This window comes from Streptomyces sp. NPDC042259, from assembly GCF_055582085.1.
Window position 1 is genome coordinate 649,448 of the sequence record NZ_JBVJDW010000003.1, and the last position, 19,444, is coordinate 668,891.

Annotated in this window: 17 protein-coding genes; 6 read left to right on the forward strand and 11 right to left on the reverse strand. The window is 73.2% G+C overall.

The window, feature by feature from the left end:
• Positions 1-102 precede the first annotated feature (102 nt).
• Together ACZ6MA_RS11690 and ACZ6MA_RS11695 are read right to left on the reverse strand one after the other, a co-directional pair.
• Positions 103-1,359, reverse strand: a complete 1,257-nt coding sequence (locus ACZ6MA_RS11690; protein WP_469433006.1) for a sensor histidine kinase — start codon at positions 1,357-1,359, stop codon at positions 103-105.
• Between the two features lie 6 nt (positions 1,360-1,365).
• Positions 1,366-2,019, reverse strand: coding sequence for a response regulator transcription factor (locus ACZ6MA_RS11695; RefSeq protein WP_184738539.1), 654 nt, complete (start codon positions 2,017-2,019; stop codon positions 1,366-1,368).
• A gap of 307 nt (positions 2,020-2,326) precedes the next feature.
• Between ACZ6MA_RS11695 and ACZ6MA_RS11700 the strand changes: the two genes are divergently transcribed.
• Positions 2,327-2,494: a hypothetical protein gene (locus ACZ6MA_RS11700; RefSeq protein WP_469433008.1), complete on the forward strand. Its 168-nt coding sequence runs from the start codon at positions 2,327-2,329 to the stop codon at positions 2,492-2,494.
• Positions 2,495-3,017: 523 nt separating this feature from the next.
• On the opposite strand, the gene ACZ6MA_RS11705 is transcribed toward ACZ6MA_RS11700, so the two are convergent.
• Positions 3,018-3,830 (reverse strand): inositol monophosphatase family protein, encoded by an 813-nt coding sequence (locus ACZ6MA_RS11705; protein ID WP_469433009.1) that lies wholly within the window; start codon positions 3,828-3,830, stop codon positions 3,018-3,020.
• A 68-nt stretch (positions 3,831-3,898) separates the two neighbouring features.
• Positions 3,899-5,035, reverse strand: a complete 1,137-nt coding sequence (locus ACZ6MA_RS11710; RefSeq protein WP_469433011.1) for a ferrochelatase — start codon at positions 5,033-5,035, stop codon at positions 3,899-3,901.
• 150 nt (positions 5,036-5,185) lie between these two features.
• Between ACZ6MA_RS11710 and ACZ6MA_RS11715 the strand changes: the two genes are divergently transcribed.
• Positions 5,186-6,457, forward strand: a complete 1,272-nt coding sequence (locus ACZ6MA_RS11715) for an MFS transporter (protein WP_469433013.1) — start codon at positions 5,186-5,188, stop codon at positions 6,455-6,457.
• A complete protein-coding gene (locus ACZ6MA_RS11720; protein ID WP_469433015.1) occupies positions 6,417-7,736 on the forward strand; it encodes a D-arabinono-1,4-lactone oxidase in 1,320 nt (439 codons plus the stop codon). Before ACZ6MA_RS11715 ends, ACZ6MA_RS11720 begins: the two co-directional genes overlap by 41 nt.
• Here ACZ6MA_RS11720 and ACZ6MA_RS11725 read toward each other — a convergent pair.
• Complete coding sequence (locus tag ACZ6MA_RS11725) at positions 7,725-8,888, reverse strand: hypothetical protein (protein ID WP_469433017.1); 1,164 nt, start codon at positions 8,886-8,888, stop codon at positions 7,725-7,727. The genes ACZ6MA_RS11720 and ACZ6MA_RS11725 overlap by 12 nt on opposite strands.
• Positions 8,889-9,237: 349 nt before the next feature.
• On the opposite strand from ACZ6MA_RS11725, the gene sepH reads away from it, so the two are divergent.
• Positions 9,238-10,314, forward strand: a complete 1,077-nt coding sequence (gene sepH / locus ACZ6MA_RS11730) for a septation protein SepH (RefSeq protein ID WP_469433019.1) — start codon at positions 9,238-9,240, stop codon at positions 10,312-10,314.
• A gap of 169 nt (positions 10,315-10,483) precedes the next feature.
• Here the strand turns inward: sepH and ACZ6MA_RS11735 are convergent, their stop codons facing one another.
• Positions 10,484-11,323 (reverse strand): sulfurtransferase, encoded by an 840-nt coding sequence (locus ACZ6MA_RS11735; RefSeq protein ID WP_469433020.1) that lies wholly within the window; start codon positions 11,321-11,323, stop codon positions 10,484-10,486.
• Between the two features lie 277 nt (positions 11,324-11,600).
• On the opposite strand from ACZ6MA_RS11735, the gene ACZ6MA_RS11740 reads away from it, so the two are divergent.
• The gene (locus ACZ6MA_RS11740; protein ID WP_469433022.1) at positions 11,601-12,404 is read left to right on the forward strand and encodes a VOC family protein; all 804 of its coding nucleotides are present in this window, start codon (positions 11,601-11,603) and stop codon (positions 12,402-12,404) included.
• Here ACZ6MA_RS11740 and ACZ6MA_RS11745 read toward each other — a convergent pair.
• From ACZ6MA_RS11745 to ACZ6MA_RS11760, 4 genes are all read right to left on the reverse strand, one after another.
• Complete coding sequence (locus ACZ6MA_RS11745) at positions 12,379-13,107, reverse strand: thymidine kinase (protein ID WP_469433024.1); 729 nt, start codon at positions 13,105-13,107, stop codon at positions 12,379-12,381. The two genes, ACZ6MA_RS11740 and ACZ6MA_RS11745, sit on opposite strands and share 26 nt — an antisense overlap.
• Positions 13,108-13,173: 66 nt before the next feature.
• On the reverse strand, positions 13,174-14,382 hold the full coding sequence (locus tag ACZ6MA_RS11750; RefSeq protein WP_469433025.1) for an alkaline phosphatase family protein: 1,209 nt from the start codon (positions 14,380-14,382) through the stop codon (positions 13,174-13,176).
• Positions 14,382-14,969 carry a DUF5998 family protein gene (locus tag ACZ6MA_RS11755; RefSeq protein WP_469433026.1) on the reverse strand — a complete coding sequence of 196 codons (588 nt, stop codon included), beginning with the start codon at positions 14,967-14,969 and terminating at the stop codon, positions 14,382-14,384. The genes ACZ6MA_RS11750 and ACZ6MA_RS11755 overlap by 1 nt, the downstream gene beginning before the upstream one ends.
• Positions 14,970-15,150: 181 nt before the next feature.
• On the reverse strand, positions 15,151-17,952 hold the full coding sequence (locus tag ACZ6MA_RS11760) for a bifunctional acetate--CoA ligase family protein/GNAT family N-acetyltransferase (protein ID WP_469433028.1): 2,802 nt from the start codon (positions 17,950-17,952) through the stop codon (positions 15,151-15,153).
• Between the two features lie 156 nt (positions 17,953-18,108).
• Between ACZ6MA_RS11760 and ACZ6MA_RS11765 the strand changes: the two genes are divergently transcribed.
• Positions 18,109-18,390 (forward strand): HPr family phosphocarrier protein, encoded by a 282-nt coding sequence (locus ACZ6MA_RS11765; RefSeq protein ID WP_130881794.1) that lies wholly within the window; start codon positions 18,109-18,111, stop codon positions 18,388-18,390.
• 138 nt (positions 18,391-18,528) lie between these two features.
• Here ACZ6MA_RS11765 and ACZ6MA_RS11770 read toward each other — a convergent pair whose 3' ends face one another.
• A complete protein-coding gene (locus tag ACZ6MA_RS11770; protein WP_469433029.1) occupies positions 18,529-19,254 on the reverse strand; it encodes a GntR family transcriptional regulator in 726 nt (241 codons plus the stop codon).
• Positions 19,255-19,444: the final 190 nt, after the last annotated feature.

Consider the following 19,444-nt stretch of genomic DNA (forward strand, 5'->3'; position numbering starts at 1 on the left):
GAAGTTTGCGCATGTGATCGATCACACATGCCCACAGCGATGGCCGGAATGTGAAAATTCCGCCCAAAGCGAACCTTCGGCCGCCCTATTCTCGCAGAGTTCTCAGGCCGGCAGGACAACCCTCATGATCAACCCGCCGCCCTCCCGGGGTTGGGCCGTGATCCGCCCTCCGTGCGCCCGGGCCACCGAGCGCACGATCGACAGGCCGAGGCCCACGCCCTTGTCGCTGCCCGTGCGCTCCGTACGGAGCCGTCGGAAGGGCTCGAAGATGTTGTCCACCTCATACGCCGGGACGACCGGCCCGGTGTTCTCCACGACCAGCAGCGCCTGGCCCGGCAGGGCCCGTGTGGTGACCTCCACCCAGCCGTCCGGGGTGTTGTAGCGCACGGCGTTCTGCACGAGGTTCAGCGCGATCCGCTCCAGGAGCACCCCGTTGCCCTGCACGACCGCGGGCTCCCGCGTCCCGCGCAGTTCCACGCCCTTGGTCTGCGCCTCGGCCCGGGCCTGGTCGAGGGCCCGGGAGGCCACCTCGGCGAGATCCACGGGCTTGCGGTCCACGATCTCGTTGTCGCTGCGGGCGAGCAGCAGCAGGCCCTCCACGAGCTGCTCGCTGCGCTCGTTGGTGGCGAGCAGGGTCTTGCCGAGCTGTTGCAGTTCGGGCGAGGCGCCGGGATCGGAGAGGTGGACCTCCAGCAGCGTCCGGTTGATGGCCAGCGGGGTGCGCAGCTCGTGCGAGGCGTTGGCCACGAACCGCTGCTGCGCGGTGAAGGCCCGCTCCAGCCGGTCGAGCATCTCGTCGAAGGTGTCCGAGAGCTCCTTCAACTCGTCGTCCGGCCCACCGAGTTCGATGCGCCGGGACAGGTCCGTCCCCGCGACGCGGCGGGCGGTGCGGGTGATCTTGCCGAGCGGCGAGAGGACCCGGCCGGCCATGGCGTAACCGAAGGCGAAGGCGATCACGGCGAGCCCGAGGAGGGCGAGCAGGGAGCGCTTGAGGAGGCTGTCCAGGGCCATGGCCCGCTGGTTCCGCATGCACTGTTCGAGGCCCTGCATGAAGGCGCCGCTGTCCCGGGTCCCGGTCAGGTCCGGGCAGGTGTCGCTGGTGAAGGCCACCTGCGCGTTGAGGATCTTGAAGGGCAGCTCGTTGCCCTGGCGCAGGGCGTCCGCGGCCAGCAGATAGATGATCGTCAGCAGCAGGACGCCGGCCATCAGGAACATGCCGCCGTAGAGCAGGGTGAGCCTGATCCGGATGGTCGGGCGCAGCCAGGGGAACGGCCGGACGACCGGCTGACGGGGGTCCCAGGTGGGTTTCGGCGGCGTGGGAGGGGTCGCCGGCGGCGCGGGGGTGGCGGGAGTGGGCATACGGCGTCAGATCCGGTATCCGGAGCCGGGCACGGTGACGATGACGGCGGGCTCGCCGAGCTTGCGGCGGAGCGTCATGACCGTGACTCGGACGACGTTGGTGAACGGGTCGGTGTTCTCGTCCCAGGCCTTCTCCAGGAGCTGCTCGGCCGAGACGACCGCGCCCTCGCTGCGCATCAGCACCTCCAGCACCGCGAACTCCTTCGGCGCCAGCTGCACCTCACGGCCGTCGCGGAAGACCTCGCGGCGGTTGGGGTCCAGCTTGATGCCGGCGCGCTCCAGGACGGGCGGCAGGGCCACGGTGGTGCGGCGGCCCAGCGCGCGGACGCGCGCGGTCAGCTCGCTGAACGCGAAGGGCTTGGGCAGATAGTCGTCCGCGCCGATCTCCAGGCCCTCCACGCGGTCGCTGACGTCACCGGAGGCGGTGAGCATCAGGACCCGGGTGGGCATGCCCAGCTCGACGACCTTGCGGCAGACGTCGTCGCCGTGGACGAGCGGGAGGTCCCGGTCGAGCACGATGACGTCGTAGTCGTTGACGGCGATGCGCTCCAGGGCCGCGGCCCCGTCGTACACGACGTCGACGGCCATGGCCTCCCGGCGCAGTCCGGTGGCGACGGCATCTGCGAGCAGCTGCTCGTCCTCGACGACGAGTACGCGCACGGCGCTGTTCCTTTCCTCGGGCCCTGTGGGCAGGTGTGATTCCCCTGACGGGTGCGTCCATCCTGCCTCGAACGTCGATAAACCGGCCGTAAGGGGGGTGCCGGTGGCCGGATCGGCGGGGATTCCGGATTCCTCGAACATCGCAGGTTTCCGCGCGGATCGCGGTGGGGAAGACGTCTGCACACCCGCGATCACGCTTTGTGGCGGCGCGTCACGACCGGCCGTCACCCGCAGGGACACCGCACGTGATCGTTTCGCCGTCGGCACACCCCCGTGCCATCGACTCACGACGAGAGGGCGCCGCACCATGGACGCGTTCACCGCTGGCATCCTGCAGCGCATAGAGAACACCCGCACCGATCTCGACCAGGCTCGCCGGACCGGCGACGATTTCCTCGCCGAGGTGGAGCAGGCCGAGCTGGACGACCTGCACCGCCTGGCCGCCGAGCACGGCGTCCAGGTCACCGCCGCGTGACCCCCTGCCCTTGCCCTTCGGGCTGATCATTTACGACCGAGCGCCCACCGCCGTACGGCGGTGGGCGCTCGCGTGCTGTCGGCTATGCCCGGCGAAACCGGCCCCGTCCGTCCTGCCGCCTGCGGCGGCGAGCGCCCTGGGGCGCGTCCTCAAGCGCCGGACGGGCTTGATTCGGCTGGGCTCAGCCGCCAGCGCGGGCAGCGATTAGGCCGGCCTCAGCCATTCCAGCCCGTCCGGCGATTGAGGACTACCGCCGCGCAGCGGTGGTGCCGACGGACTCCGGCGGTTCTTCGACTACCGGCCGGTGGTGCCGCCTGCGGCGGCGAGGCGCCCTGCGGGCGCGTCCTCAAACGCCGGACAGGCTGGATGTGGCTGGGCCCAGCCGAAACCAGCCCGGACCGGCTGACGGAAGACAGGCCCAGCCAACCAAGCCCGTCCGGCGATTGAGGACACAGCACACCAGCCCGTCCGGCCAGGACAGAGGTGAACGGGAGGCCCGCTTACACGACCCGCAGGCCACCGCCTAGTCGTGCCAGGCCCCCAGCTCCTCCAGCCGCCCCTGGAGCGGCTCGAAGAGGCCCTGGGGGGCCGCCACGGTCAGTTCCGGGGAGACCGGGTCGCCCGGGCGGCCGCCCGTGAGTGCGCCCGCCTCGCGGGCGATCAGCGCGCCCGCCGCGTAGTCCCAGGGGTTGAGCCCGCGCTCGTAGTAGCCGTCCAGCCGGCCGCAGGCCACGTCGCACAGGTCGATCGCCGCGGAACCTCCGCGCCGGATGTCCCGGACCTCCGGCAGGAGGGAGCGCAGCACCTCCGCCTGGGCGGCCCGCCGGGCCGTGAGGTAGCCGAAGCCCGTGCCGATCAGTGCCTGGTCGAGGGCGGCCGCGGGGCGCACCCGCAGCCGGCGGTCACCGGCGAACGCCCCTTCGCCGCGTACCGCCCGGTACGTCTCGCCGCGCATCGGGGCGGCGACGACGCCGACGGCCGCCTCGCCGTCGATCTCGGCGGCGATGGACACCGCCCACGACGGCAGGCCGTACAGGTAGTTGACCGTGCCGTCGAGCGGATCGATGACCCAGCGCACTCCGCTGGTGCCCTCGCTGCTCGCGCCCTCCTCGCCCAGCACCCCGTCGTGGGGGCGCCGGTCCGCGAGGAAGCCGGTGATCAGCTTCTCGGAGGCGATGTCCATCTCGGTGACGACGTCGATGGAGCTGGTCTTGGTCGCGGCCACCCCGAGATCGGCCGGGCGGCCGTCACGCAGCAACGCGGCGGCGCGGTCGGCGGCCTCCAGGGCCACGGCCAGGAGTTCGGCCTTCAGGGGGGCGTGGGACACGTCGTTCACGGTGCTCCTCGGTGCGTCTTCTCGGTGCGTCTTGTCCGTGCCCCGCGGGCGGGCCGGGCCCGCGACGGTCACGCGTACGGGCTGTCGGCGCCCGCGGCGGCGGGGCGGGGGGCGCGGCCCGGGCAGCAGCCGACGGGGCACAGGTCGTGGCTCGGGCCGAGGGCGCCCAGCGCGCAGCGCGCGGGCGGCATGCCGCGCTCGGTGGCCGCGCGCTCCAGCACCAGCTCGCGGACGGCGGCGGCGAAGCGCGGATCGGCGCCCACGGTGGCGGCGCGGGCGACGGGCAGCCCGAGGCCGGCGGCCTTGGCGGTGGCCTCGGTGTCGAGGTCGTACTTGACCTCCATGTGGTCCGAGACGAAGCCGATCGGGACCATGACCACACCAGGGACGCCCGCGCCGTGGGCGCTCTCGAGGTGGTCGCAGATGTCGGGCTCGAGCCAGGGGATGTGCGGGGCGCCGCTGCGGGACTGGTAGACGAGCTGCCAGGGGTGGTCGACGCCGGTCTCCTCGCGGACCGCCCCGGCGATCAGCCGGGCGACGTCGAGGTGCTGGGCGACGTACGCGCCGCCGTCGCCGTGCCCGTCCGCCGGCCCGGAGGTGTCGGCGGCGGCGGTCGGGATGGAGTGCGTGGTGAAGGCGAGATGCGCCCCGTCCCGCACGTCCTCGGGCAGTTCGGCGAGCGCCGCCAGCGTCGCGTCGACCATCGGGCGCACGAACCCGGGGTGGTTGAAGTAGTGGCGCAGTTTGTCGACGCGCGGCGGTGTCAGCCCCTCCGCCTCCAGGGCGGCGAGGGCGTCCGCGAGGTTCTCGCGGTACTGCCGGCAGCCGGAGTAGGAGGCGTAGGCGCTGGTGGCGAGCGTCAGGACGCGGCGGTGGCCGTCGGCCGTCATCCGGCGCAGGGTGTCCGTCAGATACGGCGCCCAGTTGCGGTTGCCCCAGTAGACCGGCAGGTCTAGGCCGTGGTCGGCGAAGTCCTTGCGCAGCGCGTCGAGCAGCTCACGGTTCTGGGCGTTGATCGGGCTGACGCCGTCGAAGAGGAAGTAGTGCTGCCCGACCTCCTCGAGCCGCTCGCGGGGGATGCCCCGGCCACGGGTCACGTTCTCCAGGAACGGCACGACGTCGTCCGGGCCCTCGGGTCCGCCGAAGGACAGCAGCAACAAGGCGTCGTAAGGGGAACACGGGGTGACAGCGCTCTGATCCGGCATGCGTCCGATCCTGCCACCCGCCACCGACAGGCAGGAAATGGCTGTGCGGGGCGCCCGTGTACGCCGTAAGCTGTATCGGCCACTTACATCCCTTACGCCCAGCGCGCCCTTCCCGGTCTCCCCCGGCCGGCAGCACCCGCGGAGTCACCCTTGCCCAGTCCCTACCGCGCGATATTCGCGGCCCCCGGCGCCAAGGGCTTCTCCACCGCCGGCTTCTTCGGCCGGATGCCGCTGTCGATGATGGGCATCGGCATCGTCACGATGGTCTCCCAGCTCACCGGCCGCTACGGGCTGGCGGGTGCGCTGTCGGCGACGCTCGCGCTGTCCGCGGCTGTGCTCGGCCCGCAGATCTCCCGGCTGGTCGACCGGCACGGGCAGCGCCGGGTGCTGCGCCCGGCGACGCTGGTGGCGCTCGCCGCGGTCGCGGGGCTGCTGGTCAGCGCCCAGCAGGAGTGGCCGGACTGGACCCTGTTCCTCTTCTCGGCCTGCGGTGGCTGTGTGCCGAGCGTGGGCTCGATGGTGCGGGCCCGCTGGGCGGCGATCTACCAGGGCTCGCCACGGCAGCTGCACACCGCGTACTCCTTCGAGTCCGTCGTCGACGAGGCGTGTTTCGTCTTCGGGCCGATCCTGTCGATTGGTCTGTCCACGGCGTGGTTCCCGGAGGCGGGCCCGCTGCTGGCCGGCTGTTTCCTGGCCGTCGGCGTCTTCTGGCTGACGTCGCTGCGCGCCACCGAGCCCGAGCCGCACCCCCGCGACCACCACGGCGACGGGTCCGCGCTGCGTTCGCCCGGGCTCCAGGTGCTGGTGGCGACCTTCGTCGCCACGGGCGCCATCTTCGGCGCCGTGGACGTGGTGACCGTGGCGTTCGCCGAGGACGAGGGCCACAAGGCCGCGGCCAGCATGGTGCTCGCGGTGTACGCGCTGGGCTCCTGCCTGGCGGGCGCGGTCTTCGGTCTGCTGCACCTGAAGGGCGACCCGGCCCGCCGCTGGCTGCTGGGCGTGTGTGCGATGGCCGTGAGTATGATCCCCCTCCAACTGGTCGGGAACCTGCCGTTCTTGGCCGTGGCGCTCTTTGTCGCGGGCCTGTCCATCGCGCCGACGATGGTCACCACGATGGCCCTCGTCGAGCAGCATGTACCGCGCGCGAAGCTGACCGAGGGCATGACCTGGACGAGCACCGGGCTCGCGGTCGGGGTGGCGCTCGGGTCGTCGGCCGCCGGCTGGGTGGTCGACGCCGCGGGGGCCGGGGCGGGGTACACGGTGCCCGGCGTGTCGGGGGTGCTCGCGGCGGCGGTCGCGTTCCTCGGGTACCGCCGGCTCCGGTCGGCGCCGCAGCGGGTGGGGGCGCCCACGCCGCAGGCAAGGGGAGGGTCTGCAGCAGATGACGGAGCGGACGGGAACGAACAGCAGCGCGTGGCGTAACTGGGCGGGGAACGTCACCGTCCGGCCGGAACGGACCGCGGCCCCGGCCAGTGCCGAGGAGCTGGCCGCCCTGATAGCCGGGGCGGCCGCCGACGGCCTGCGGGTGAAGGCGGTGGGCACCGGTCACTCCTTCACGGCCGCCGCGGCCACGGACGGGCTGCTCATCCGCCCCGAGCGCCTCACGGGCATCCAGGCGGTCGACCGCGAGGCGGGGACCGTGACGGTCGCCGCGGGCACGACGATCAGACAGCTGAACGAGTCGCTGTCCGCGCACGGCCTGTCGCTGGCCAACATGGGCGACATCATGGAGCAGACGGTCTCCGGGGCGGTCAGCACCGGTACCCACGGCACGGGCCGCGACTCGGCCTCGCTGGCCGCCCAGATCACGGGCCTGGAGCTGGTCACGGCCGACGGCTCTCGGCTCACCTGCTCCGCCGACGCGCACCCCGACGTCTTCGCGGCGGCCCGGCTCGGGCTCGGCGCGCTGGGGGTGATCAGCTCGATCACTTTCGCGGTGGAACCGTCGTTCCTGCTCAGGGCGCGTGAGGAACCCATGCGGTTCGACCGGGTGACGGCCGAGTTCGATCAGCTGGTCGCCGAGAACGAACACTTCGAGTTCTTCTGGTTCCCGCACACCGACAGCTGCACCACCAAGCGCAACAACCGCAGCGCGGGCCCCGCGGCGCCGCCCGGTCGCGTCGGCGGCTGGGTCGAGGACGAACTGCTGGCCAACGGCCTCTTCCAGGCCGTGTGCACGCTGGGCCGGGCCGTTCCCGCCGCGGTCCCCGGCATCGCCAGGATCGCCGGCCGGGCCCTCTCCGCCCGTACGTACACCGATGTCGCCTACAAGGTCTTCACCAGCCCGCGCCGGGTGCGTTTCCTGGAGATGGAGTACGCGCTGCCGCGCGAGGCCGCCGTGGCGGCGCTGCGCGAGCTGCGGGCGATGATCGAGCGCACCGGGCTGCGGGTCGGCTTCCCGGTGGAGGTGCGGACCGCCCCGGCGGACGACGTGCCGCTGTCCACGGCCTACGGGCGGGAGACGGTCTATCTCGCCGTCCACCTGTACCGGGGCACCCCGCACCGGGCGTACTTCACCGCCGCCGAGCAGATCATGACGGCTCACGGCGGCCGGCCGCACTGGGGGAAGCTGCACAGCCGGGACGCGGGGTATCTGGCCGGGGTCTATCCGCGGTTCGCGGAGTTCGGCGCGCTGCGGGACCGGCTGGACCCGCGGCGCGTCTTTGGCAACGACTACCTGCGGCGGGTCCTAGGACCCTGAGCCCGCCGCACCGGCCGCGGCGTTCTGCTGCCCCTGCGGCGGCGCGGGCGACTGGCTGCCGCCGGTGCCCCCGGCCCCCTCGGTGGCGCCGCCCTTGCCGCCGTCGTCGCCCTTGCCGGTGTCCGGCGTCTTGCCGGGCTCGGTCGGCGGGGTCGGCTTCGGGGTGGGCGAGGAGCCGCCGGAGGACGGTGAGGTCCGCGGGGCCGGCGACGAGTGGTCCGTACCGCCGCCGCCCTGCCGGGAGGGGTCCGGGGACGGGGACGTCCCGCCGGTGCCGCTCTCCTGGCCGCCGCCCCGCGAGTGGCCGGGGCCGGGCGTGTGGGAGGGCGTCGGGTCGTGCTTCTTCTCCGAGGTCTGCGGCTGGAAGATCTGGCCGACGGTGGTCCCGCCGCCACCGTCCGCGCTGGAGCCCTTGACCAGCTCGACGGCGGTCACCGTGCCCATGGCCAGGACGAAGACGGCGCCGGCGGCCAGCAGCGGACGCTTCCAGCCGCGCAGCCGGGTGCCGTGGGTGGTGCCGTCACTGAACGTGTCGTCGAAAGCGCCATTGAACGGGTCGGAGGACGGGTCGGAGGACGGGCCCGAACGGTGATCGTTGCGTGCGTAGGGGCTCGCGCCGGAGTGTGCCCCCGCGTGCGCCCCGGCTTCCGCCGAGGGGCCCGTCTGATGCAGAGCCTGCGTGGCGTCGATCTCCGGCAGCATCTGGGTCGCCTCGGCCTGCCGCAACAGCCGGGTACGGTCCGGATCCGGCATCCCCGGCCGGCCCTCGCCGACCGCGGGCCACGCGGCTGTCGCGTCCGCGTCAGGGCCGGACCAGCCGTTATCCCCTCCGCCGCCCCCTCTGCCGGCCGCGTACCGGACGGCCCGGTCGGCTTCCCGCACGGGGACCCGGCGCAGCCTGGGCTTCGCCGCCTGGACCGTCGCCTCGGTGATCTTCTCACCGGTGCGCTTGAACAAGTGCTGGAAGATCGTGCCACCGGTAGTGGCGACCACGCTGACGACACCGGCACCGATAATCGTCCCGTATACACCGAGCTTGCCCGCGAGCAGCGCGGCCACGCACGCCGCGAGGGCGCTGCCGGCTACCTGCGCGACGCTCAGCTCCAGACGCTTGTTCTTCGGTTTTGCCTCGCTTTCGCCTTTGTCGTCCATCTCCAGCCTCTGTGTCGCCCTTTCATTCCTTCTGACAGACAGGACAGACTTCCGAGCGTAACGAACAGTTCCGATTCGGGCGATTGTGTGAACCACGCCACCTATGGGGCAGCCGTACACACGAAGGGGCGCACTCAACTCCCTTGCCGGGGGTGAACTTCGATGGCGCGCCGATCCACCCCCGGTGGCCCGAATGGAGTACTGTGGCGAGCCCTGGCCCCGGTTATCCCGTCCGGCTGCCCGGACCCAACGGGAGGGGCCCAGGCGGCACTCGCCCCGTCAACTCGGCAATGTTGTGGCAGGCTGCACCCGGGCAGGCCACACTCGACTAGCGGAAGCAGCGACGCACGTGACGTCGGCAGGCACCACCCGGGAGGTCCCCATGCCCGAACTGCGTGTCGTGGCCGTCTCCAACGACGGCACACGGCTGGTGCTCAAGGCTGCGGACAGCACGGAGTACACGCTTCCCATCGACGAGCGCCTGCGCGCCGCGGTGCGCAACGACCGTGCCCGTCTGGGACAGATCGAGATCGAGGTGGAGAGCCATCTCCGCCCGCGAGACATCCAGGCCCGTATACGTGCGGGCGCCTCCGCCGAGGAGGTCGCGCAGCTCGCCGGCATCCCGGTCGAGCGGGTCCGGCGCTTCGAGGGCCCCGTACTGGCCGAGCGCGCGTTCATGGCCGAGCGGGCCCGCAAGACACCCGTACGCCGCCCCGGCGAGAACACCGGCCCGCAGCTCGGTGAGGCCGTGGCGGAGCGGATGTCCCTGCGCGGGGCCGAGAAGGACACCGCCCAGTGGGATTCCTGGCGCCGCGACGACGGCACCTGGGAGGTCCTCCTCGTCTATCGCGTGGCCGGTGAGCCGCGTGCCGCGAGCTGGACGTACGACCCGCCCCGGCGGATCGTCCAGGCGATGGACGACGAGGCACGGGCCCTCATCGGCGAGACCGACGACACGCCCGAGCCGAGCTTCCCGTTCGTCCCGCGTATCGCCCGGCTGCCGCGCGACAGACCGCTGGACCGGTCCCTGGACCGGCAGCAGCAGACTCCCCCGCCGCCGGACGCCGACGCGGCCCCGGCGGAGGAGACGGTCAAGGAGCGGGACACCCTGACGAGCCTGCTCGAAGCGGTGCCCAGCTTCCGGGGCGACATGGTGGTGCCCGAGGCACCGTCGGTGGCTCCCGCGACCTCGGTCGAGGCGCCGCCCGACGAGGCGGAGGCTGTCGAACCGCCCGCGCCGGCGGCGAGCGCCGGCGCGGCCTACGCGGACGTGCTGATGCCACGGTCGGTGGCCGGCCACCGGGACCGGCTGACCGGCACGACGGACCGTCAGGCGGAGGCGGACGGTGTCCGGCCGGGCCGCCGGGCGGCGGTACCCAGCTGGGACGAGATCGTCTTCGGCACCCGCCGCAAGAAACAGGAGTGAGCCGAGCGCGCTGAGCCGCCGTCATCTCCCCCGCCGAAGCGGGGGTGACGGCGGCTCATCCGCTCGCTCACCCACATGGCCGCCGCCCGATCGGCTCGTTTCCCCCAGGGGATCCACGAGCCGTCGACACGGTCGTCCAGGCTGATTTTCAGCCAATGATGACGGGTGGTCAGCCCGGCTGCGGGCCCGTCGCCACCGGACGGGTTCCGTCCGCCGTCCACTCGCTCCAGGAGCCGATGTACAGCGCCGCCGGGATCCCGGCGACCGCCAGGGCCAGTACCTGCTGTGCCGCCGACACGCCCGAGCCGCAGTAGACGCCCACCTCCGTGCCCGCCGTGGCACCCAGATCCGCGAACCGCCGGCCGAGCACCGCCGCGGGATGGAAGCGGCCGTCCTCGGCTGTGTTCTCGCTCGTCGGGGCGGACACCGCTCCGGGGATGTGGCCGGCGACCCGGTCGATCGGCTCGACCTCGCCCCGGTACCGCTCCCCCGCCCGCGCGTCCAGCAGCAGACCCCGCCGGGCCAGCGCCGCCGCGCCGTCCGCGTCGAGGAGGACCGGCCGGGCACCGGGCTCGGGACGGAAATCGCCCTCCGTCACCGACGGGATCTCCTCGGTCAGCGCACCGCCCGCGCTCGTCCAGGCGGCGAGCCCGCCGTCGAGGACCCGCACGGCCGGGTGCCCCGTCCAGCACAGCAGCCACCACGCGCGGGCCGCCGCCCAGCCCAGCCCGCCGTCGTAGACGACCACCTCACGGTCCCGGCTCACCCCGGCCCGGCGCATCGCGGCCCCGAACGCGGCGATGTCCGGCAGCGGGTGACGGCCCCGCTCCCCGGGCGCCCCCGCGAGTTCGGTGTCCAGATCCACATAGACGGCGCCGGGCAGATGCCCCGCCTCGTAATCCGCGCGGCCGGAGGGCCGGCCGTGCTGCCAACGGATGTCCAAAAGGGTCGGCGGCCGGTCTCCGGCCGATGCGCTCGCGAGTTGCTCTGCGGTGATGATGGCGTCCATGCCCGCCATTCTGGCGTAGTCGTCGTTGCGCCGAATGGCCCTCTGGCCAGACCGCGCGAAGCTGATCGATACTGGACGCCCCCGACGCCGAAACGGATGCGCGGCCCGAAAACGGGCATTCTCCAGCGGGAACCCGGGGAATCCGGCGCGGCCGGGGGGTACGTCACCACAGGTGGTGCAAACATCTGGTCGGGCCCCGTCCCATCCGGTCCGATCCGGAGCGCCGCCGACCGGCGCGGGAGCGCGGCCACCACGATGGTCCGAGGAGAGAGTGACGATGACCGAGGTATGGGGGTCCCCCCAGCAGAGCAAGGGGGAGGCTCGGCACACCCCAGGCACCCCATGCTGGACGAGTCTCTTGGTGCACGATCTGGAGGCTATCCAGGACTTCTACAGTGGTCTGTTCGGCTGGAGTTACTACAGCCCCGGACCACGCCAACTGGGCCCGTACGTCCGTGCGACGCTCGACGGCCGCGATGTGGCGGGGATCGGCGAACTGCTGCCCGACCGCCATCTGTCGACCACCTGGACGACCTATCTCGCGAGCGACGACGCGGACACGACCGCCGAATGGATCCGCTGTTCCGGCGGCACGGTGGGCGTGGGGCCGCTGACCGCCGAGGACGCGGGGCGGCTCGTGCTCGCCTCCGACCCGGCGGGCGCGCCCTTCGGCGTCTGGCAGGGCCAGGAGCTGGTCGGCCCCGCGCTGGTGGGGGTGCCGGGCACGCCGGTCTGGCATGAGCTGGTCACCTATGAGACGACCGCCGTCGCGAAGTTCTACCAGGCCCTCTTCGGCTACGAGACGGTGTCGGCCGACCCGCTGGACACCGACTACCTCACCCTGCTGGTGAACGGCTCCCCGGTCGCCGCGATCCACGGCGTGGGGACGGCTCTGCCGCGCAGCCGGGGCCCGCACTGGATGACGTACTTCGAGGTGGCGGACACCGATGCCGCCGCCCGGCGGGCGGTCGAACTCGGCGGCCGGGTACTGCTGCCGCCTCAGGAGGGGCGGACCGGACGGATGGCCACGGTCGCGGACCCGGAGGGGGCGGTCTTCACACTCCTACGGACGACGCGTTAGCGGCGGCACTCACCAGGCCGGCCGGGTCCATCCGGTCGGTGGGGTCCGCGGGGTCGATCGGGTCCACCGGCAGGACGTCGGGCGACAGAGCGGCGGCGCGGGCCGCGGCGGCCGTGAGCCGACGGCGGTGGTGACGGCGGCACAGCACCTCGTAACCCACCAGGGCCTCGGACTGGTTGACGTCGCCCACGACCACCTGCGCGCCTTCGACGACCATCTCCCCGCCGACGGTGCGGGCGTTGTGGGTGGCCCGCGCACCGCACCAGCAGAGCGCCTCGACCTGGAGGACCTCCACCCGGTCGGCGAGTTCGACCAGGCGCCGGGAGCCGGGGAAGAGCCGGGTGCGGAAGTCGGTGGTGATACCGAAGGCGAAGACGTCGAGTTCCAGGTCGTCGACGATGCGGGCCAGCTGGTCGACCTGTTCCGGGTCGAGGAACTGCGCCTCGTCGGCTATGACGTAGTCCGCGCGGCCGCCGGCGGATATGTGTCCGACGATGTGCGCGTAGAAGTCGAAGCCCTCGCCCGCCTCGACGGAGTCGGTGACCAGACCCAGCCGGGAGGAGAGCTTCCCCTCGCCCGCGCGGTCGTTCTTCGTGTAGATCATCCCTTGGAGCCCGCGGGCCGAGCGGTTGTGCTCGATCTGCAGAGCGAGGGTGCTCTTTCCGCAGTCCATGGTTCCGGAGAAGAACACCAGCTCGGGCATGGGAAAGCCAATGCCTTTCATTTGTCTCGGTCGTCGGCGGGCGGGGCGGTGCGGCGGGGCTCGGCCCTAGGTGCGTACTTCGAGGAGCGGCACGAGCTGCTCGACGGGCGTCATCGAGCCGTGCAGGCCCACCATCGCGGATTCGTTCGGCTCGGTCTCGGACGCCACGATCGCGACGTCGTCGCGGGCCGCGGCGACGACATCGCCGATCCGGGCGTACACCCGGTCGTCGACGCCCTCTCCGGGCGGTCCGAACCAGCCGGCCTCGATGGCCTCGTCACGGCCCGCCACCCACATCTGCTCGCCGAGCACCTCGCGCCACACGGCGAGCACATCGTTGGCGGCCCCCGGCACGGCGTACACATGGCGGGCCCGGGCCTCGCCGCCGAGCAGGGCCACGCCGGCGCGCAGCTCCCAGTCCTCGTCGAAGTCGATGCGCGACTCCGGGTCGAAGGGGATGTCGATCATGCCGTGGTCGGCGGTGACGTACAGCGCCGAACGCGGCGGCAGCTGCTCCGCGAGCCGCTGGGCGAGCCGGTCCACGTACATCAGTTGGCCGCGCCACTCGTCGGAGTCGACGCCGAAGCGGTGGCCCTTGCCGTCGAGTTCGCTGTAGTAGGTGTAGACGAGCGAGCGGTCGGCGGCGGCGAGCCGGTCGGCGGCGAGGTCCATCCGGTCCTCGCCGGAGAGCCGGCCGTGGAAGGTGCCGCCGCTGAGTGCGATCTTCGTCAGCGGAGTGTGCTGGAAGTCGGGTGCGGAGACCTGGCAGGTGTGCACCCCGGCGGCGTCCGCGCGTTGGAAGACGGTCGGGTACGGCTGCCAGACGTGCGGGTCGGTCCACGGCCGCCAGCGCAGCTGGTTCATCAGCCGGCCGGTGGCGGGGTCGGCGACGGTGTAGCCCGGCAGGCCGTGGGCGCCGGGGGGCAGGCCGGTGCCCACCGAGGCCAGGGAGGTGGCGGTGGTCGACGGGAAGCCCGCGGTCATGGGCTCGCCGGTGCCGTTCATGGACGTGGCCAGCAGCGAGTGCAGGAACGGTGCTTCCGCCGGGTGGGCGCGCAGCAGCTCCCAGCCGAGGCCGTCGACGAGGAAGACGCAGACCCGGTCGGCGGGCGCGAGCCGCATGCCGGCGGGCAGGCCGGGAACGCCCATGCCGGACGCGATGGTGGGCAGCAGATCGGCGAGCGAGCCGGTGCCGTAGCGCGGGAGCGGGGCGGAGCGGGGGTCGAGCGGGGCGGGCTCGTGCCAGGCGGAGCCCGCCGTCGTCAGGTGGGCCATCAGCGGGCAGTGGCCGCGGTCGCCTCGGAGAGCGCCTGCGCGAAGGCCAGGGTCTGGCGCACGGTGTCCGGGCCGTCGCCCGCCTCGCTGACGCGCAGGCTCAGGTCGTCGGCGGTGGACGAGCCGGTGTAGCCGTGGTCGGCGTCGCAGTTGGCGTCACCGCAGGCGGCGGGCTCCAGGTCGATCCGGGAGACCGCGCCCCAGCCGATGGTGAGGACGACCTCGCGGGGCAGGGTGCCCGGGGTGTACGACTCGGGGTTGGCCACGACGCGGCTGAGCACGACCGAGGAGATCCGGCCGATCTTCACGGACTCGGTCGAGGTGGTGGCGTACGGGGACGGCGACGTGGCGTCGGCGGCCTGCTCGTCGGTGTGGCTGACGATGAAGCGCGTACCGGTCAGGACCAGGACCGTGACGTGACGGCGCACCTCGTTCGAATCGAAGGTCGTCTCCTGGTGGACCAGATAGGAAACGACCGGCTCCCCGCCCACGGCGGCCTCCACCGCCTCGGCCACGAGGGCCGGGTAGTAGCCGCTGCGCTCGATCGCCGCGCGCAGCCCCTGGGTGGTCGTACCGGTCTTCGCCATACGCCCATCCTACGGGGCGTACGGGGTCGCCTTGGCGCTTGGCCTCAGGGGCCCCTTGGCCTTGGCCTCAGCGGCCCCTTGGCCCGAGGTTCACGGCGGTGGGCTGCCACCCGCGGCGGCGAGCGCCCTGCGCAGCGGTGGTGGTGCGCCCACCACGGCCCGCGGGGCCGGTCGTACCGCGTCAGTACGCGGGCAGGCTGCGGGGCCCGAGGTCGGTGCGGGCCGGGGGCGGGGCCAGGCGTATGGCCGCGCCGAGGACGTGGACGCCGTGCGGTGCGACGATCACGGGCTCCAGGTCGGCGCCCACGACCTCGGGGTGGTCGTCCACCAGCCGTGAGACGCGCAGCAGCAGCTCTTCGAGGGCTCCGGTGTCCACGGGGGTGGAGCCGCGCCAGCCGAAGAGCAGCGGCGCGGTCCGGATCGAGCGGATCAGCTCGGCGACGTCCCGGTCGGTCGCCGGGACGAGGCGGTGGGCCGTGTCGCCGAGCAGCAGCGACGGCGCCCCCGCGAGGCCGAAGGACAGCACCGCGCCGGCCGCCGGGTCGATCGCGGCCCGTACGACCGTGTCGACGCCGCGCGGGGCCATCGACTGCACCACCAGCCGCGTTTCCTCGGGCTTGCCGAGCAGCTCCGTCAACTCCGCGTAGGCCCTGCGCAGTTCCGCCTCGCCGCCCAGGTCGAGCCGGACCCCGCCGAGGTCGGCGCGGTGGCGCAGGTGCGGGGCGGTGGGCTTGAGTGCCACGGGGAAGCCGAGCCGGTGCGCCGCCCAGACGGCGCTGTCGGGGTCGGGCGCGGCCAGGGCGGGCAGGACGGCGATCCCGTAGCGGGCCAGCAGCCGCTGGGTGTCGGCGGCGGACAGGGTGACGGCCCGGGCCGCTCCGGGCGGCGGGGTGGCCGCGCCGTGCGCGGTCAGCAGCACGTCGATGTCGGCGGCCGCGCCGGCCTCGTCGATGTCGTCGTACTCGGGCACCCGGCCGGGCTCCGCGAGCTGCCGCCGCCAGCGCGCGTAGCGGGCGGCCTCGGCCAGGGCCCGCACGGCGCGCTCGGCCGCGGGGTAGGCGGGTATCCGCACGGCGGGCGCACCGCCGGCCGGTCCGGGTGCCCGCCGCGACTCCCCCGGGGCCGGCTCGGCGTCGGCCGCCAGCGCCTCGGCGAGGCCCTCGATCTCCAGATGGACGACGGTGACGGGCTTGGCGGCCGGGGACTGCGCGACCGCCTCGCGCAGGGCGGTCGCGAGGGCGCCGGCGGAGGTGTCGCCCACCCAGGGGATCGCGGTGACCACCACGGCGTCGCTGCCCCCGTCGGCCAGGGCCTCGGCGAGGGCGGCGTGGAAGTCGGCGGGCCCCGCCGCCGTGGTGAGGTCGCGCGGGGGCAGCGGGCGCAGCCCTTCGGTGAGGCAGGCGTCGTAGGTGAGGAGGGCGAGCGACTCGGAATTGCCGAGGATGGCCACGCGCGGTCCGGCGGGCAGCGGCTGGGAGGCGAGGAGCAACCCGGCGTCGGCCAGCTCGGTGACCGTGTCGACACGGATGACACCCGCCTGCCGCAGCAGGTCTGAGACGGTGGCGTCGGGGATGCGGGTGGTGGGGACGGCGTGCCCGGTGGGGGCCGCGCCGCCGTGGCGGGCGCCCTTGACGACGACGACCGGCTTTCGGGCCGCGGTGCGCTTGGCGAGGCGGGTGAACTTCCGGGGGTTGCCGATCGACTCCAGATACATGAGGGCGACGTCGGTGTCCGGGTCGTCGTGCCAGTACTGGAGGAAGTCGTTGCCGGAGACGTCGGCGCGGTTTCCCGCGGAGACGAAGGTGGAGACGCCGACGAGCCCGGCGGCACGCCGGTGCAGCCCGGAGAGCAGGGCGATGCCGATCGCGCCGGACTGGCTGAACAGCCCGATCCGCCCGGCCGCGGGCAGTTCGGGCGACAGGGAGGCGTTGAGCCGGACGCCCTCCGCGGTGTTGATGAGGCCGAAGGCGTTGGGGCCGATGAGGCGCATCCCGTACGAGCGGGCCTGGCGGACCAGTTCGCGCTGGCGGGCGCGGCCGTCGGGCCCGCTCTCGGCGTATCCGGCGGAGAGGACGACGAGGCCCTGCACCCCGTGCTCGCCGCACTCGGCGACGACGGACGGCACCCCGGCGGCGGGCACGGCGACGACGGCGAGGTCGACGGGTTCGGTGATGTCGAGGATCGAACGATGGGCGGGAACGCCCTCGGGCTCCAGGACCGAAAGCCCCTCGGGGAAGGCCCGGTTGACCGCGTGCGTGCGGCCCGTGAAGCCGCCGGCCAGCACGTCGCGCAGCACGGTGCGGCCCAGGCCGCCCGCCGCACGGCCCGTACCGATAACGGCGACGGACCCGGGGGCGAGGAGCCGCTGGACGGAGCGGGCCTCGGCGCGCTGCTCGCGGGCCCGCTGGACGGCGAGCGATCGGTCGGTGGGTTCGAGGTCCAGCTCGAGACGGACGACTCCGTCCTCGAAGCTGCGCTTCTGGGTGTAGCCCGCGTCCGTGAACACCTTGATCATCTTGGTGTTGGCGGGCAGCACCTCGGCGGCGAAGCGCCGGATGGAGCGCTCGCGGGCGACGGCCGCGATGTGTTCGAGCAGGGCGGAGGCCACGCCGCGGCCCTGGTGGGCGTCCTGGACGAGGAAGGCGACCTCGGCCTCGTCGGCGGGGGCGGTGGCGGGCATGCCCCGGGCGTCGATGCGGTCGTAGCGGACGGTGGCGATGAACTCGCCCCCGACGGTGGCGGCCAGGCCCACCCGGTCGACGTAGTCGTGGTGGGTGAAGCGGTGCACGTCCCGGTCGGAGAGCCGGGGGTAGGGGGCGAAGAAGCGGTAGTACTTCGACTCGTCGGAGACCTGTTCGTAGAAGCTGACCAGGCGGCCCGCGTCGTCGGCGGTGATGGGGCGGACCTGGGCCGTACCGCCGTCGCGCAGCACGACGTCGGCTTCCCAGTGGGTCGGGTACGCGTGCTCGGACGGCGTCTGCATGGGGCCAGCGTACGGCCGGGGACCGACGACGGGCCCGGCGGCGTCGGGTGGCCGTCCGGGCGCTCCCGAGGTGTCGTGGGGAGCACCACACCCGAGCACCGCCACCCCCGTGAGACACTGGTCTAGACAACCAATAGCGACTTGAAGGGCAACACCATGGTTGAGCGCCGCGTCAACGTCGGCTGGGCCGAGGGCCTGCACGCCCGTCCCGCGTCGATCTTCGTCCGTGCGGCGACGGCCGCCGGCGTCCCCGTGACGATCGCCAAGGCGGACGGCAGCCCCGTCAACGCCGCGTCGATGCTGGCCGTACTGGGCCTGGGCGCCCAGGGCGGCGAGGAGATCGTCCTCGCCACCGAGGCGGAAGGCGCCGAGGCCGCGCTCGACCGTCTGGCCAAGCTGGTCGCCGAGGGGCTCGAGGAGCTCCCGGAGACCGTCTGATTCACCGCGCACCGCGAAAGCGGGGCCGCGGCGGCCGGGTGAGGCCGCCGCGGCCCCGCTTTTTGTTTTATGCGGACACACCGGACCGCAGCGCAATTCCGGCCGGCCTCCGGCGGCGGCTTGAATAGCGGATTCTTGTTAAGAGCGGGCGCTCACCGTGTTTACGGATTGTTTCGGATTTCCCGCCCGTGGCCGCCCCACGCGCACCGCCCGCCGCAGCCGGTACGCACCGGGCGACCGGGCCGCCCGGGTCTCGGCCAGCGCCCGGGCCCGCTCCGCGTCGCCCCGGGCGACGGCGTCGACGAGGGCTCCGTGGGCGTCCCAGACCTCGACGGGCCGCGGCGGTGCCTCCGGTGCGTAGACCCAGGCGATCTTGAGCCGCAGCTGGGTGAGCAGCGCGGCGAGGCTGGGGCTGCCGGACGCCTGGGCGAGGGTCTCGTCGAACCAGTCGCCGAGGGGGCACAGTTCCGCCGTACTGCCGTCCCTGGCCCGCTCCCGGCCCAGCCTGACCAGTCCGCGCAGCACCTTCAGATGGGCCTCCGTGCGGCGCTGCGCGGCGCGGGCGGCACCGAGCGGCTCCAGCAGGGCGCGGACGTCGAGGAGATCGGCGGCCTCCCGCTCGCTGGGTTCGGCGACACAGGCCCCGGCGTGCCGGCGCGTGGTCACGAACCCCTCCGAGGCGAGGGCCCGCAGGGCTTCCCGCACCGGCACCCGGGAGACGCCGTAACGGCGGGCCAGTAACTCCTCGATGAGCCGGCTGCCGGGCGGATGGACCCCCGAGACGATGTCGTCGCGGATCGCCGCGCACACGGCGTGCGCGGAAATGCGGCCGCCTTCTCGCGCTGTCTCGCCATTGCCGGTCACGTAGGGCCCCGCATCAGTGAACCTCCGCCTTAATCCCCGCGAAACGCGGCCGATTGACGTCTGTTCGGCGACTCTATGGCAATGCCGGGCGATTTCCGATGGGCACCGGTAATCCATGGCTATTTTTTGGCCATTACCCGGCTGCCGTATACCGGCCGATGTCCATCCGCCAACGCCCAAGGCCCCGGCG